At 59.6% G+C, this 13481-nt stretch carries 17 protein-coding genes; 7 read left to right on the forward strand and 10 right to left on the reverse strand.

Annotated features, from left to right (window positions below; translation table 11 throughout):
* Positions 1–30: 30 nt before the first annotated feature.
* Both RB216_RS15860 and RB216_RS15865 read left to right on the forward strand, forming a co-directional pair.
* Complete coding sequence (locus tag RB216_RS15860) at positions 31–744, forward strand: murein L,D-transpeptidase catalytic domain family protein (protein WP_028616527.1); 714 nt, start codon at positions 31–33, stop codon at positions 742–744.
* A gap of 32 nt (positions 745–776) precedes the next feature.
* Positions 777–1523: a creatininase family protein gene (locus RB216_RS15865; RefSeq protein WP_308907529.1), complete on the forward strand. Its 747-nt coding sequence runs from the start codon at positions 777–779 to the stop codon at positions 1521–1523.
* 13 nt (positions 1524–1536) lie between these two features.
* Here RB216_RS15865 and RB216_RS15870 read toward each other — a convergent pair whose 3' ends face one another.
* Positions 1537–1878: a hypothetical protein gene (locus RB216_RS15870; RefSeq protein ID WP_016977143.1), complete on the reverse strand. Its 342-nt coding sequence runs from the start codon at positions 1876–1878 to the stop codon at positions 1537–1539.
* A 35-nt stretch (positions 1879–1913) separates the two neighbouring features.
* Complete coding sequence (locus RB216_RS15875; RefSeq protein ID WP_028616529.1) at positions 1914–2558, reverse strand: hypothetical protein; 645 nt, start codon at positions 2556–2558, stop codon at positions 1914–1916.
* A gap of 131 nt (positions 2559–2689) precedes the next feature.
* Here RB216_RS15875 and RB216_RS15880 point away from each other — a divergent pair, with 131 nt between their 5' ends.
* Positions 2690–2953 (forward strand): hypothetical protein, encoded by a 264-nt coding sequence (locus tag RB216_RS15880; protein ID WP_068935851.1) that lies wholly within the window; start codon positions 2690–2692, stop codon positions 2951–2953.
* Here the strand turns inward: RB216_RS15880 and RB216_RS15885 are convergent.
* The 5 genes from RB216_RS15885 to RB216_RS15905 all read right to left on the reverse strand — a co-directional run bounded on the left by RB216_RS15885 (position 2930) and on the right by RB216_RS15905 (position 7280).
* A complete protein-coding gene (locus RB216_RS15885) occupies positions 2930–3763 on the reverse strand; it encodes an amidohydrolase family protein (protein ID WP_028616531.1) in 834 nt (277 codons plus the stop codon). The genes RB216_RS15880 and RB216_RS15885 overlap by 24 nt on opposite strands.
* Positions 3764–3792: 29 nt before the next feature.
* Complete coding sequence (locus tag RB216_RS15890) at positions 3793–5073, reverse strand: MFS transporter (RefSeq protein WP_028616532.1); 1281 nt, start codon at positions 5071–5073, stop codon at positions 3793–3795.
* A 98-nt stretch (positions 5074–5171) separates the two neighbouring features.
* Positions 5172–5903, reverse strand: coding sequence for a GntR family transcriptional regulator (locus RB216_RS15895; protein WP_028616533.1), 732 nt, complete (start codon positions 5901–5903; stop codon positions 5172–5174).
* 111 nt (positions 5904–6014) lie between these two features.
* Positions 6015–6647 (reverse strand): glutathione transferase, encoded by a 633-nt coding sequence (yfcF, locus tag RB216_RS15900; protein ID WP_028616534.1) that lies wholly within the window; start codon positions 6645–6647, stop codon positions 6015–6017.
* A 96-nt stretch (positions 6648–6743) separates the two neighbouring features.
* Positions 6744–7280 carry a DUF924 family protein gene (locus tag RB216_RS15905; protein WP_028616535.1) on the reverse strand — a complete coding sequence of 179 codons (537 nt, stop codon included), beginning with the start codon at positions 7278–7280 and terminating at the stop codon, positions 6744–6746.
* A gap of 125 nt (positions 7281–7405) precedes the next feature.
* Between RB216_RS15905 and RB216_RS15910 the strand changes: the two genes are divergently transcribed.
* On the forward strand, positions 7406–8560 hold the full coding sequence (locus RB216_RS15910) for an acetyltransferase domain-containing protein (protein WP_028616536.1): 1155 nt from the start codon (positions 7406–7408) through the stop codon (positions 8558–8560).
* Between the two features lie 39 nt (positions 8561–8599).
* On the opposite strand, the gene RB216_RS15915 is transcribed toward RB216_RS15910, so the two are convergent.
* Positions 8600–9208 carry a LysE family translocator gene (locus RB216_RS15915; protein ID WP_068935847.1) on the reverse strand — a complete coding sequence of 203 codons (609 nt, stop codon included), beginning with the start codon at positions 9206–9208 and terminating at the stop codon, positions 8600–8602.
* A 230-nt stretch (positions 9209–9438) separates the two neighbouring features.
* On the opposite strand from RB216_RS15915, the gene RB216_RS15920 reads away from it, so the two are divergent.
* From RB216_RS15920 to RB216_RS15930, 3 genes are all read left to right on the forward strand, one after another.
* A complete protein-coding gene (locus RB216_RS15920) occupies positions 9439–10230 on the forward strand; it encodes a hypothetical protein (RefSeq protein ID WP_028616538.1) in 792 nt (263 codons plus the stop codon).
* Positions 10231–10301: 71 nt separating this feature from the next.
* Positions 10302–10688: a GFA family protein gene (locus tag RB216_RS15925; RefSeq protein ID WP_308907530.1), complete on the forward strand. Its 387-nt coding sequence runs from the start codon at positions 10302–10304 to the stop codon at positions 10686–10688.
* A complete protein-coding gene (locus RB216_RS15930; protein WP_236318909.1) occupies positions 10685–11143 on the forward strand; it encodes a GNAT family N-acetyltransferase in 459 nt (152 codons plus the stop codon). The genes RB216_RS15925 and RB216_RS15930 overlap by 4 nt, the downstream gene beginning before the upstream one ends.
* Positions 11144–11312: 169 nt before the next feature.
* On the opposite strand, the gene RB216_RS15935 is transcribed toward RB216_RS15930, so the two are convergent.
* Together RB216_RS15935 and RB216_RS15940 are read right to left on the reverse strand one after the other, a co-directional pair.
* The gene (locus tag RB216_RS15935) at positions 11313–12632 is read right to left on the reverse strand and encodes an OprD family porin (protein ID WP_305381282.1); all 1320 of its coding nucleotides are present in this window, start codon (positions 12630–12632) and stop codon (positions 11313–11315) included.
* Positions 12633–12639: 7 nt separating this feature from the next.
* Positions 12640–13473 carry a phosphodiesterase gene (locus RB216_RS15940; protein ID WP_305381284.1) on the reverse strand — a complete coding sequence of 278 codons (834 nt, stop codon included), beginning with the start codon at positions 13471–13473 and terminating at the stop codon, positions 12640–12642.
* Positions 13474–13481: the final 8 nt, after the last annotated feature.

A 13481-nucleotide genomic window follows, 5' to 3' on the forward strand; every position in this document is an offset into this window, starting at 1 on the left:
CTCCAATCCACACCGGGGGACACTTCGTAGATGCTGACTTTCATGCGCCGCCTCGGTTTGATGACCGTGGCGTTGGCTGCCTTGAGCAATTTTGCGCTCGCCGCCAACCAGACCTCTCCTAACTTGTATAGCAGCCTGGCGCGCTCGGCTCCAGAACTCAATCCCACCGTACTCAAAAGCGCCCTGAACGCGGTGCAGTGCGCGGTCAATAACGGCGAGGAACGTTCCGAGCGCCTAGCGGTTATTGACTACTCCCAGCCTTCTACCGCCCGTCGGCTGTGGATCTTCGATCTGCGCAAGAAAACCCTGGTGCTACGCGACTTGGTAGCCCATGGCGCCAAATCCGGGGAAAACTTCGCCACCCAATTCTCCAACCTCGAAGGCAGCCACCAGTCCAGCCTGGGACTGTTCCGCACCCAGGAGAGCTACCTGGGCACCCACGGCTATTCACTGCGCATGGACGGCCTGGAGCCGGGTTTCAATGACCAGGCCCGCGACCGCGCCATCGTTATTCACGCCGCCGACTACGTGAGCCCCTTGTGGAGCAAGCGCGAAGGCCGTATCGGCCGCAGCCAGGGTTGCCCGGCAGTGCGCCCGCAGGTGGCGCGCCAAGTGGTGGACAAGCTCAAGGATGGACAGTTCATGTTTTCGTGGTACCCCGACCAGCGCTGGTTGAAGTCTTCGACCTACCTCAATTGCAAACCCCAACAGGTGGCGAGTAGTCGTACAATCCGTGGCGGATAGCCTGTCCCCATAGATAAAGAAGAGAACCACGCATGCTTCTACACCACTCCACCTGGATCGAGATCGGGCAGTTTCTGGAACGCAGCCGCACGGTGGTGATTCCCATCGGTTCCAACGAACAGCACGGCCCTACCGGCCTGCTGGGCACCGACTGGATGTGCCCGGAAATCATCGCCCATGAAGCGCAGAAGAACGCCGATCTGCTGATCGGCCCCACCTTTAACATCGGCATGGCCCAGCATCACCTGGGTTTTCCCGGCACCATTTCCCTGCGCCCTTCTACCTTCATTGCCGCAATTGGCGACTGGGTGCGCTCGCTGGCCGGGCATGGTTTCGAGAAGATCCTGTTTCTGAACGGCCACGGCGGCAATATCGCCACGATTGAAGCGGCATTTTCCGAGCTGTACGCCGAGGCCAGCTTCGCCCGTCGCCCGGCCGGGTTTGCGTTGAAGCTGGTGAACTGGTGGGACCTGGAAGGCGTGAATGACCTGGCGCAACGCCAATTCCCGCTGGGCCATGGCAGCCATGCCACGCCGTCGGAGATTGCGGTGACCCAATGGGCCTATCCGGACTCGATCAAGACGGCTTATTATTCACCGCAAATCGCCAATACCGGGCCGATCCGTGAAGCGCTGGACTTCCGCGCGCGCTTCCCTGATGGACGCATGGGCTCGGACCCGGCGCTGGCGACGGTAGAGAAAGGTGGGGAGTTGGTGGCGTTGGCGGCGCAGGGTTTAGTCAAGACGGTCAATGCCTTCAACAACGAAGCCAAGCCCTAGGCCATACGCGAAATTATTGGCATTCCTTGGCAGCAAGCTCAAGCCGCGACGGCGTAATCGTCGACGCCAGCGGCTTGCGCTCATACAGGAACACCTTGCCGCCGTCCTGGGACTTGTAGGCCTCCAGCACATCATCGGCGGCAATCTTGCTGGTCAACACCACTTTGGCGTGGCGCGAGTTCTGCGTCACGGTGGAGGTGATCTTGTGCTTTTCCAGCTTGGGCAGCACGCACTGCACATAGGCTTCAGGCGTTTTGCTGGTCTGCAAGGTCAGGGTTGGAGCGTTGGGGGCGGAAACACAACCGGCCAACATCAGAGAAGCAAAGGCCAAGGCCGGGGCGAAAAAAGCGCGCATGAAAAATTCCTGATTATAAAAAATAAAGGTCCACATCAACCTGCACGAACCAACGCCTTGAGCGAGGCATCGAACTGCTTCAAGGCATCCAGTTGCACGTCCCGCTGCTGCTCGATCTGCGCAGCAATTTCCGGCGCCGCCTGGTCATGCACCCACACCGACGGCACCTGCTTGTGCACCGAGCCTTCGGCCTTGGCGATGTATTGCAGGTTCGCATCATAGAACCGCGCAATAAAACGCGCCTCGACCTGGTCGTTACGCTGGGTCAACAGTTGGTTATGGGTATCGAGCATCACCACCACATCAGGGTGAGCCAGCACCAGGGCATCCAGGTTGTCGTAGACCGTCACCGACAAAAAGGTTCCCTGCAGCGAACTCATCAACCAATCGATGGCCAGTTCCGGGTCGGAGCTGTTGACGAACGCCTGGCGGATACGCCCGTCGAGGGCACCCTTGGCGCCATTCAAGGCCATGTCGTGGTAGCGTTCAAGGTAGCTGAGGTTGTCGCGGGTGCTGTCAGTCAGCAATACACCCACCGACTGCGCGTGCTGCAGGGAGTCTACGCTACCGTTGATAGGTAGCAAATGGCTCGTACGCAGATCATCGGCGATTGCCGCGTTGTTGATAGCAACCGTGCCGAGCATCAAAGCCATCAACGCCAGCTGAATAAACGTCCTCATCGCGCATTTCCTTGAACAGCGTCTCGATGGGGCGATTTTCCGCTTTTCCTGCAAAAACAGAACTTGCGATCCTTGATGGTGACTATTATCTGAACCGATAGTGCTGACATAAAACTTATAAGGACCACGCCATGAAGCCCCACCAGAAAACCTTCGACCGCATCCGCGAAGCCGTACTACCGGAGTTTCGCGAGCGGGTCGCCGATTACCTGGCCGACTATGAGAACGTGTTGCAGGACGAAGCGGCGGACCCCGATCAACTCAACGCCAGCGCCCAGCAACTGCGCGGTTACCTGCGGGGTTTGAACACCACGCGGGTATTGGGCATGGCGGACTGGGAGGAACTGGACCGCCGCGTGAAGGAGGACTGGCTACGCGTGGTGGAAGCCGAATAACTGGCGGGGCGTGTCGATCAGCAAGGCCTGCTCGGTCTGCGCGGACCAACCCAGGGCTTGGCGCTGCTCCATCACTGCGCCATAGCCGATGGACGCTTCATGCTGGGTGTGCGGCCAGTCACTGCCCCACACCAACCGATGCAGGCCAAAGCTCTGCTGCAGCAACGGAATGGCCTGGTGGGCAAATTCAAGGTTCTGTGCCGCGCTCCCGCCGAGGCGATAGATTCCCGAGACTTTCAGCCACAGATGGCCACCGAGCGCCAGCTCCAGCAACTCGGTAAAGCCACGCTGCTCCACGCCCAGTCGCGCGTCGGGTCGCCCGAAATGATCGATCACCAGTTCCACCCCGAACGGCAGCAGTTGCCGCACCAGGTGCGGCAGGTCGTCCAGTTCGCGGTGCAATTCCACGTGCCAGCCCAGTTCGACGATATGCTCAAAGAACACTTTCCATCCCGGCTCATTGAAGTCCGGCAGTGCCCGGCCCACCAGGTTCAGCCGCACGCCCACGACACCTGAGCGCGCCATGGCGTGCAGAGTGTCGCGCGGAATATCGCGTTCAACCACCACCACACCGCGCAACCGGTCGGGTGCCTGCTGCAAGGCGGCCAGCAGGTAGCGGTTGTCGGTGCCCAGGAAGCTGGGCTGCACCAGCACGCCATGGCTCAAGCCGTTGGCGTGCAAGTGACCGAAGTAATCCGCCAACGTGGCGTCGTAGTCAGGGGTATAGCGACGTTCGCCGGCCAAAGTCAGCGTGCGGCTGAACACATGGGCGTGGGCGTCGATGCCGGTGATGGAGCAGTTATCGAGCATGAGGTTCGTCTTTCAAGAGTAAAAAAGGGTCAAGCCTGGGCGCGCTGGCCCGTCACCACATTGTCAATCGGCGCAGCTTCCAGCACGCGACCACGGGTTTCCGGCAGGCACAGCGCGGCGATCACCGCGACGCCGTAGGCAATCCCGGCATCGATGCCGATGGCCGAGCCGAGGGACATGGAGTCGCTCATATGCCCCACCAGGAACGGAAACACGGCCGACAGCACGCGCCCGAAGTTGTAGCAAAAGCCCACGCCGGCACCGCGCACATCCGCCGGGTACAGCTCGTTGAACAACGCCCCAAGGCTGGCCGGAATGCCGGCCGCGAAAAAGCCCAGCGGGAAGCCAAGGAACAGCATCTGCGTGTTGGTCAACGGCAGGAATACATAGGCCTGCACGGTGATCACACAGCACAGCGCGAACAGCACGATGTTCTTGCGCCGCCCGATGCGATCAATCAGCAAACCACTGGCGATGCAGCCGCACCAGAAGGCGAAGATGATCACCGCCAGGTAGCCGCCGGAGTTGAGTACCGACAGGTTGCGCTCAGTCTTGAGGAAGGTCGGCAGCCAAGTCATCACCGCGTGGTAACCGCCATGGGCGCCCAAGCCCAGCAGACCGCCGAACAACGTGACGCGAATCAGCTCAGGACGGAAGATGCCCGCCAGCGACTTGAAGAAACTCGGTGGAATCGCCTGTTCGTTTTGCAGGCGCTGGAAGCTGTCGGGCTCCTCGACATTGCGGCGCACCCAGATAATCAGGAACGACGGCAACAGGCCCACCACAAACATCACACGCCAGGCCATGTCCTGCGGCACAAACGAATAGATCAGCGCAAACACCCCGACCGCTACACCCCAACCCACAGCCCAGGCGCTCTGCACGGTACCCATCACCTTGCCGCGGTACTTGGGATTGATGGTCTCGGCCATCAACACCGCGCCCGCTGCCCATTCACCGCCGATTCCGAAGCCTTGCAGCGCTTTGACGATCAGCAACTGGTGGAAGCCCGTGACAAACGCCGACAAGAAAGTAAAAAACGAGAACCACAGGATCATCCACTGCAAGGTGCGCACCCGGCCGTAGCGGTCAGACAAGGTGCCGCCGACCCAACCGCCGATGGCCGAAGTCACCAGCGTGACGCCGCTGATCAACCCCGCATCGCCTTTGCTCAAGGCGAACGCAGCGATGAGTGCCGGGATCGCCAGACCGAACATCTGTACTTCCAATGCGTCGAGGGACCATCCGCCGAAGCAGGCCCAGAACGTTTTGCGCTCCCGGGGAGTGACTTGGCGATACCAACTGAACATGATTTTTATCCTTATAGGTCAAACGCGAGGCAGCCGAGCGCGAACCGTGCCGCAGCCGGGCCAGTGTTGGGCAAACAGTTAACGGTGCGGGTGTCGGGTCAGCGAATGTCCACGCGGTAGCGGAAGTGCTCGGCGTGCCCGCGAGAGCGTCGCCACTCGAGGGGCTGGCCGGCGTAATCGCGGGCCAGGCGCTCGATCACCACCACCGGGCTGTTGACCGGCACCTGCAGCAATCGCGCGTACACCTCGTTGACCGATTCGGCGGTCAGGGTTTCCTCGGCCGAGGCCACCACTTGCCCGCAGACGTCTTCATACACCGGATAAAGCAACGGGCCTTGCTGGGACAGGTCGATATCCAGCAACGCCTGGAAGCGCGTGCGCGGTAGCCAGATCTCTTCGGCCAGCAGCGGCTGCACGTCAAACAAACGGGTACGCAGGATGCGGATCACCTGGGACTCGGGCGCCAGGCCCAACGCCTCACTGACCGCCGACGGCGCGGCCAGGGATTCAACTGTGAGGATGCGGCTTTCCGGCACCTGACGCTCGCCCGCAGGGCCTTGAAAACGGAAAAATCGAAACAGGGAGGACTGGAATTGCGGGCGACGCACAAAGGTGCCCCGACCCTGCTGGCGCTCAAGAATGCCTTCGCTCACCAACGCATCGACGGCCTTGCGCACGGTGCCGGTGGACAGCTCGTACTCGGCGGACAGCACCGCTTCGGTGGGAATGGCTTCACCGGGGCGCCAGCGATTGTTGGCGATCTGCTCGACCAGGTGGTCGCGCAGGCGTTGGTATAGCGGCAGACGGGCATCACTGGACAAGGTATTCATGGGGCCACATTCACTTTGTTATTTAGTCATATATATGAATATGGCGAGAGTATTTGTCCGCCGGGTGACGCCTGTCAAGCGCGCCACCGCGGATAGAGGATGAATGGTCGGCTACAGCGCCGGGCGTTGCTGCCGCACCCACGCCTGCACGGAAGGCCGCTGCCACTGGCGCTGCGCATATTCCACCAACTCGGCGGGCACGCTGTCGCCATTGAGAATCAGGCGATTGAGCATCACCGCCAGGTCCACATCCGCAATCGACCACGCGCCGAACAGATACGCCCGGTTACCCGCCAACAGTGCCTGGGCCGCGCTGATCAATTTGCGTGCCGCCGCTTCGGCCACGGGGGACAATGGCGGCATCTTCTGCCCGTAGAACACCACCATCGTCGAACGCTCCTGGCGGATCGGCAACAAGTCGCTGCGCAACCAGGCCTGCACCTGCCGCGCCCTCGCCCGCTGCTTGGGATCGGCCGGATAGACCGGTGTCTCGGGGTAAGTCTCTTCCAGGTACTCAGTAATTGCCGAAGACTCCGACAGCGCAAAGTCTCCTTCTACCAGCGTCGGCACGCGCTGGGTCAGGGACAGTTGGGCGAAGTCGGCGGTCTGGTTCTGCGCGGCGTCCAAGTCCAGGGTCAAGGTGTCGAACGCCAGGCCTTTTTCCCGCAGGGTGACGAACACCGACATCGCGTAGGGGCTGGTATACAAATGATCAACATACAGGCGCAACGGACGCTGGCTCATAACGATTCTCCGTGAGTGGAACACCACGCTACGAGATGTGCGGCGAGAAAGACAATGCGCTGTTTGTATGGGGCCATTCCTACTCGGAATACCGGGCTAACCGGCAAAGCCACCCTTGTCTAAAAAGGCGCGCTCCTCCTCCGTGGTCTCTCGCGCCAACACGCCATTACGATGGGGAAAGCGCCCGAACTGCTCAATAATGCGCGCGTGCTCCTTGGCCCAATGGTAAGTGTTGGCGTCCAGTTGCTGGTTCAGGACCAGTGAGCGCTGCTGATCCGCCGGGTCTTCGGAGTGTTCGAACGGCAGGTAACAGAACGCACGCAATGCCGGCTCAATCTGCTGATCCAATCCAGCGTCGACCATGCGCCTGGCATACAGGCGGGCCAATGGGTCGGTGGCGAACATATGGGCAGTGCCGCGAAAAGCGTTGCGCGGGTATTGGTCAAGCAGGATCAGCAGCGCCAGAGCCCCTTGCGCCGAGTCCAGCCAGTGCTCCAGTTCGCGCCGGGCGGCTTGCAGGTGGGTGGTGTGGAAGGTGTCGCGGAAAGTTGCGTCGAAGACCTCGTCCTTGGCGAACCAGCGTTTGGGGCCGGCGTGTTTCCAGAAGTCGAGGACGGATTGTGGAGTAGTCATGATGAGGGGCCTGCACAAACGATTTCACTGACAGTATCAGAATCCTTAGTGACGAATCGCGGCAACGCGGCAATTAATGTTATAGGATAACACCCCATTTCCGCCCTGCCCTGTGACCCTCGCCCATGACCGATGCTGTTCCCCTGCGCCAACGCCTGCTGTCCATCGATGCCCTGCGCGGCCTGGTGATCCTGTTTATGCTGCTTGACCACGTGCGCGAAACCTTCCTGCTGCACCGTCAGGTCAGCGACCCGATGACCATCGACAGCACCGAGCCTGCGTTATTTGCCAGCCGCACCCTCGCCCATCTGTGCGCGCCAGTGTTTGTGTTGCTCACGGGCTTGTCGGCCTGGCTGTACGGCCAGAAATACCAGGGCCGGCGCGATGTGTCGGCGTTCCTGTTCAAGCGTGGGCTGTTCCTGGTGGTGCTGGAGTTCACCCTGGTCAACTTCGCCTGGACCTTCCAACTGCCGCCTAGCGTGATCTATATGCAAGTCATCTGGGCGATTGGCGTGAGCATGATCGCCCTTGCGGCGCTGGTGTGGTTGCCGCGCCCGCTGCTGATCGTGTTGGCAGTGGTGATCATTGCCGGGCACAACCTGCTGGATGGGCTGCACTTCGAGGCCGGTTCGGCACTGCATATTCCGTGGACAATCCTGCATGAGCGCAGTTGGATCGAAGTGGGCGAGTCGCTGCGCCTGCGCGTCACTTATCCGGTGCTACCGTGGATCGGTGTGATCGCCCTGGGCTACAGCCTCGGCCCCTGGTTTGCCAAAGACATGCAGCCGGCGCAGCGCCAGCGTTATCTGTGGCTGGGCGGTGCAAGTGCATTGATAGGGTTCGTGGTAGTGCGAGCGGTCAATGGGTATGGCGAAAAACCATGGCAAGCCTACGACAACGGCGTGCAAACCCTGATGAGCTTTTTCAACATCACCAAGTACCCGCCTTCGTTGTTGTTTCTGGCGCTGACATTGGGGATCGGGCTACTGCTGTTGCTGGCGTTCGAGAAGGCGGGAAGCAAGCGTTGGATCAGCATGCTCGCCACCTTCGGTGCAGCACCGATGTTCTTCTATCTGCTGCACCTGTACGTGCTGAAAATCCTCTACGTCGCATGTGTGGCACTGTTTGGCCTGAATCACGGCAACTACTTCGGCTTCGACGGTATGGGCGCCATTTGGCTGGTGGCGTTGCTGCTGCCGCTGGCGCTGTACGCGCCGGTCCATTGGTTCGCCGGGCTCAAGGCCCGGCGCCGCGACCTGGCCTGGCTCAAGTACCTGTAGAGGCTCGATCTATGCGTGAGTGGAGGTGAAAAGGTCCACTCATGTTGCGACCAGATGCACATAGAACGCGTGAAACATGAAATACGCACACACCGCCAGCGCCAGGCCCATGCAGCGGTTGAACACGGTAAACGCCGACGCCCCGTTGATCCGCCGTCCCAGCATCGCGCCAAGCAACGCATAGAGCCACGGCGCGCCAAACGCGCCAAAAGCCAGCAACGCCGACACCAGCGCAATCGACACCCCGGTGATATGCGCCGCCGGCAGCATGACGCTGGTGATCGGCAAAACCGCCATGATGCCCTTGGGGTTGAGCAACTGGATCACCAGACCGTTCCAGAACGTGAGGGTCTTGGCCGGTGCGGTAGAGACTTTTTCATCGACCACCGTGCGCGCAGTGAACACCTGATAAGCCAGGTACAAGGTGTACACACCGCCAATCAACGAGATATAGGGCAACGCTGCCTGGGAAATGATCGCCTCGCCGGTGTAACCGAACAGCACGAACAACACCAGCATCGCGCAGCCCACGCCGATGAAGAACCCGGTGGACCGCCGGAACTGGCCGGTGAGCCCGGCGTTGAGTCCCATGAAATTCACGGGGCCGGGGCTGTACATGACGCTGAAGGCGTAGAGGAAGATGTCCATGGAAGACCTGCAGTAGAAAGAGTGTGGCGAGTCTACTGAGGGAAAGAAGGGCGAATCTTGTACGTTTGTGGTGGCGTGAGCGAGGATCTACTAGGACCAGAGCAATATCACAAAAACCATTGACGCTATTTCATCACGTCCCCAGACTTGAGGATTGCTGTTTATCCGGTTGAACCGTGCAATTTGTTTAGCGCGGTCGAGTTAGAAAACCACTCAGAATAACCTCCCACATGAATGCAACCGTTTCCCGCTTCAAACAAAACGTCACTGGTCGAATAAAGGCTAACTTCCAAGGCTACCCGCTACACGAAAAATTCTACTTAGTCAGTGCTTATATTCTTGGCGGCTACGTGTTCGCCAGTTTCATAGCGGTGTTGATTTTTCGAGCAAACCTGATAGATCCCTTTGCGAAATTCAGTGCGTATTTGATTGCAGCAACCTGCACCGTTGCCGTTGTCATCGAGTATTGGGCAACGCTCAAAGCGCTGTATGAAAAAACGTGGTTCAAGTGGGCGTTGGGCATCATCGGCGTGCTTGCATTCAAATACTCTGAACAGCACGCCAACGGGTTTATCAATGACTTTACCGGAATAGACCCGGGCTATCTTCCAGCGGCCTCGTCTACACTGACCACCCTCTTTGTACTCTATTCCTGGCTGCTGGCGGTCTCATCGTTCCTTGCTGTTTTTATGCTTTTGCATTGGGCCTTTGTTGGCTTTGAAAAGCCGAAAGGCGAACGACAGCTGAGAGACTGGAAGTACATTGCAAGGTTTGTGGGATTGTTCGTCATTTTCATCATTACCAGCATGGCCACTCGTACGTTCGAAGAAAGAGGTTCACTGACCGCTGCCCTTGCCAGACAAGTCGTACTTTCGACCGAGTACTTTAAAAAATCGCACTGCACTAACATTTCCCCATCCCAACGATCAGCGAACCTGTCAGACGGACTTGTTTCGGTGTATCAACCTGAATCAAACACTTTCGACGTCGTCAGGTGTGAGGCCTCGCGCTCAAGAGAGTGAAGGCAGTCAATTGCTGTCAAGCTGGCGTACGTTCTGGTTACCGTGCCAGCACTTACAGAACGAGAACACCTATGGACACAACGACTCAAGGCAGTTGCCTCTGCGGCGCAATCACTTATCACGTTTCGACACCGCTCAAGGCCGTCACCCACTGCCACTGCAAAAAATGCCAGAAAGGCCATGGCGCTGCGTTCGCGACGTATGCCAGCGCGCGCCGATCAGAAGTGACGATCCGGGCTGTGCGTGACACGCTGAAAAGCTATGAATCTTCGCCAGGTATCACCCGTCAATTCTGCTCGGAATGCGGTTCATCGCTGTTCTGGAGCGACGCTGAAGGAAAGTATCCAGAGTGGATTTCGATCGCGCTGGGCACGCTCGATACCCCGCTCAAGGTAAAGAGCCAGGCGCACAGTTGCATTGAGTCCAAGGCACCCTGGCTTGGTGGACAGTTCCTTTGAGTCCGCTCAACGCAAACGTCTCGATACGCAAACTGGAGCAGCTCCCGGTGCAGATCCGAGCCCTCGAAGCTCAGGCAGTCGCCGAAGGCTTCCGGTTCCTGACACGATTGATCACGGAGTGGGAAGACAGCTCCAATCGATTTGATCGGCCGGGCGAATGCTTTCTGGGAATGTTTTGTGATGGGCAGTTGATCGCCGTCGGCGGTCTTTCTTGTGATCTCGTCGCGGGATCAGGAGTTGGACGGCTTCGCCGGGTATACGTAGAACGTACTTACCGTGGGCGACAGGCTGGCAGGGCCTTGGTGGTGCAGCTGCTGGAAAATGCTGCCGTGCATTTTCACAAAGTACGTCTGTCCACCGACACATCTGAGGCCGCAGCTTTTTATCTTCGATGCGGTTTTGAGCAGGTGGCTGATGACACCGCCACCCACGTAAAAATCTTGAAAAACGGCTGAAACGGATGCTGCCGGCTCCGCAACACACAATAAAATGGGGATCGTCGAGCTTCAGCGAGGCTACGATGGTGGTGTGTCAGCGGCATCTCTATCGGCAGTGCCGCCGTCATCGCGGCCTCGCTGGGGCTCGACGGCTCCCACAGTGGGTTTTGCAGTGCTTGAAAGGTCGTTACATCAACGGAATCGAGTAATTCACAAACACCCGATTCTGATCCTGGTCCCGCGCCACGTCACTGCGCGACACACCGTTGCGCCAGCCAAACCCAACGTTCTTGAAGGTGCCGCTCTGCACCACGTAATCCAGCGCGATATCCCGCTCCCACTCGCTCGCGTCGTTGCCACTGGCGGTAAGGATGTGGTCGCCCTTCAAGTACATCACCGACGCCTTCAACCCCGGCACGCCGAGTGACGCGAAGTCATAGGCGTATTGCGCAAAAGCGGTGCGCTCGCCGGCCTGGATGAAAGTCTGCACGGTACGGTCGGTGTAGAGATACAGGCTGGAACCGCCCTCCCCTTTGTTCACCAGGCCGCCCTGGTTGAGTTGGGCGAAGTTGCTGTCGTCCGAGACCTGCTGGTACCCGGCGGTGATCGCGTGCGGGCCCAGGGAGTAGATGAACGCCGCGCTCCAGGTGTTGTTGTCGATTTCACCGGTGCCGTTCTTGGTATAGCCGCCGAGTTTGTAACCTTCGGCACGGCCGGCGGCGCTGCTGTTCTTGCCGTCGGCGGTGGTCTTGAAGTAGCGCAGGTCGGTTTTCAACGAGCCGTAGTCGCCCAGGGGCAATACGTGGATCAGCCCGGCGAAATGCTGTTGGTAATAGTCTTCGAGGTTGGCGTAGTAGTACTGGACCATCAGGTCCTTGGTCACCTGGTAATCGGCACCGGCGTAATTGAATTTATTGCTTTCCTGGGTGCCGCCCGCCGCAGCCAGACCACTACGGTCGCTGGAGCCACGGCCGGTGGTGTGTTGCAGTTGGCCGCCGATCAGGGTCAGGTTGTCGATGTCCTTGCTGGTGATTTGCCCACCTTCGAACGATTGCGGCAACAGGCGGCCGTCGTTGCTCACCAGGATCGGCAGGTTCGGCCGCAGGTAGCCGTAGCGCAGTTCGCTCTTGGCAAAACGGGCCTTGGCCGTGGCGCCGCCACGGGCCCAGTTGTCGGTGGCCTTGCCGTCGTCGTTGGGGATCATCGAGCTGCCCACGTGGCGGCCGGCACCGCTGTCCAGGGTGATGCCGAGCATGCCGATCGCGTCGAGACCAAAACCCACGGTGCCGTCGGTGAAGCCCGATTGATAGTTGAGGATAAACGCCTGGCCCCACTCTTCGGTCTTCGACGGTGCGGCGATGCCATCCCGGTTGTCGTTGTTGAAGTAGAAATTGCGCAGGCTCAAGTTGGCTTTGCTGTCGCTCAAGAAATCAGCCGACGCCAAAGGGCTCAGGGCAACGCCCAGGCTGCCGGTCAATACGCTTAACACATTCAAAGTGGCTTTCATCACAACCTCAGTCAATTAACCCATGAGCGTCATAAAACGGATACGGCCCCGGGTAGTCCCCGAATACGCCGTTGTGGCTGATCAAACCCTGTTGCGCCTCCCAGCGATGCAACAGATAGCCCGCCGGCTCCAGGTTGAAATGCGCGGGCGCCGCTTCTTGTAGGTCCAACACGATCTGGTGCGAGGTGCCGGGGCACACACAACTCAAGCTGCCGCCAAAACGGCGTTGCATCGGCCGGTGCAAGTGCCCGCACAGCAGGCGCTCGACTTGCGGATGGCGGGCGACGACCTGCTCCAGCGCCGCCGCATTGATGAAGGGTTCGCGGTCCATATGGCCAATGCCGCTGATAAACGGCGGGTGATGCAAAATCAGTAAGGTCGGCGCATCCGGACGCAGGGACAATTGCGCGTCGAGCCACTGCAATTGGCTGTCGAGCAACTGGCCGCCGTGGCCGCCGGGGATGGTGGAGTCGAGACCGATCAGGCGCAGCGGATGCTCGTCCACTACCCAGTCCAACGGGCCCTCTGCGGACACAGGCAGATAGGCGTGATCCCGGAACGCCTCCAGCAACGGTGCGCGTGTGTCGTGGTTACCCGGCACCAGGTAGCACGGCATGTGCAGGCGGGCGATTTCGGGGTGCAGCACCGCGTATTCATCGGCGCGGCCGAAGTCCACCAGGTCACCGCTGATCACCACGATATCGGGCTGCGGATGGCTGGCGTTCAGATGATCGACGGCGCGGCGCAGCGCGCCTAATGTATCGACAACCCCATAAGTAAGGCGCTGGCCGGCTTTAAGGTGCAGGTCGCTGATCTGCGCGACAAGAAACGGACGATTCACAGTAGATT

Source organism: Pseudomonas canadensis, from assembly GCF_030980095.1.
In the GTDB taxonomy this organism is placed as follows: domain Bacteria; phylum Pseudomonadota; class Gammaproteobacteria; order Pseudomonadales; family Pseudomonadaceae; genus Aquipseudomonas; species Aquipseudomonas canadensis.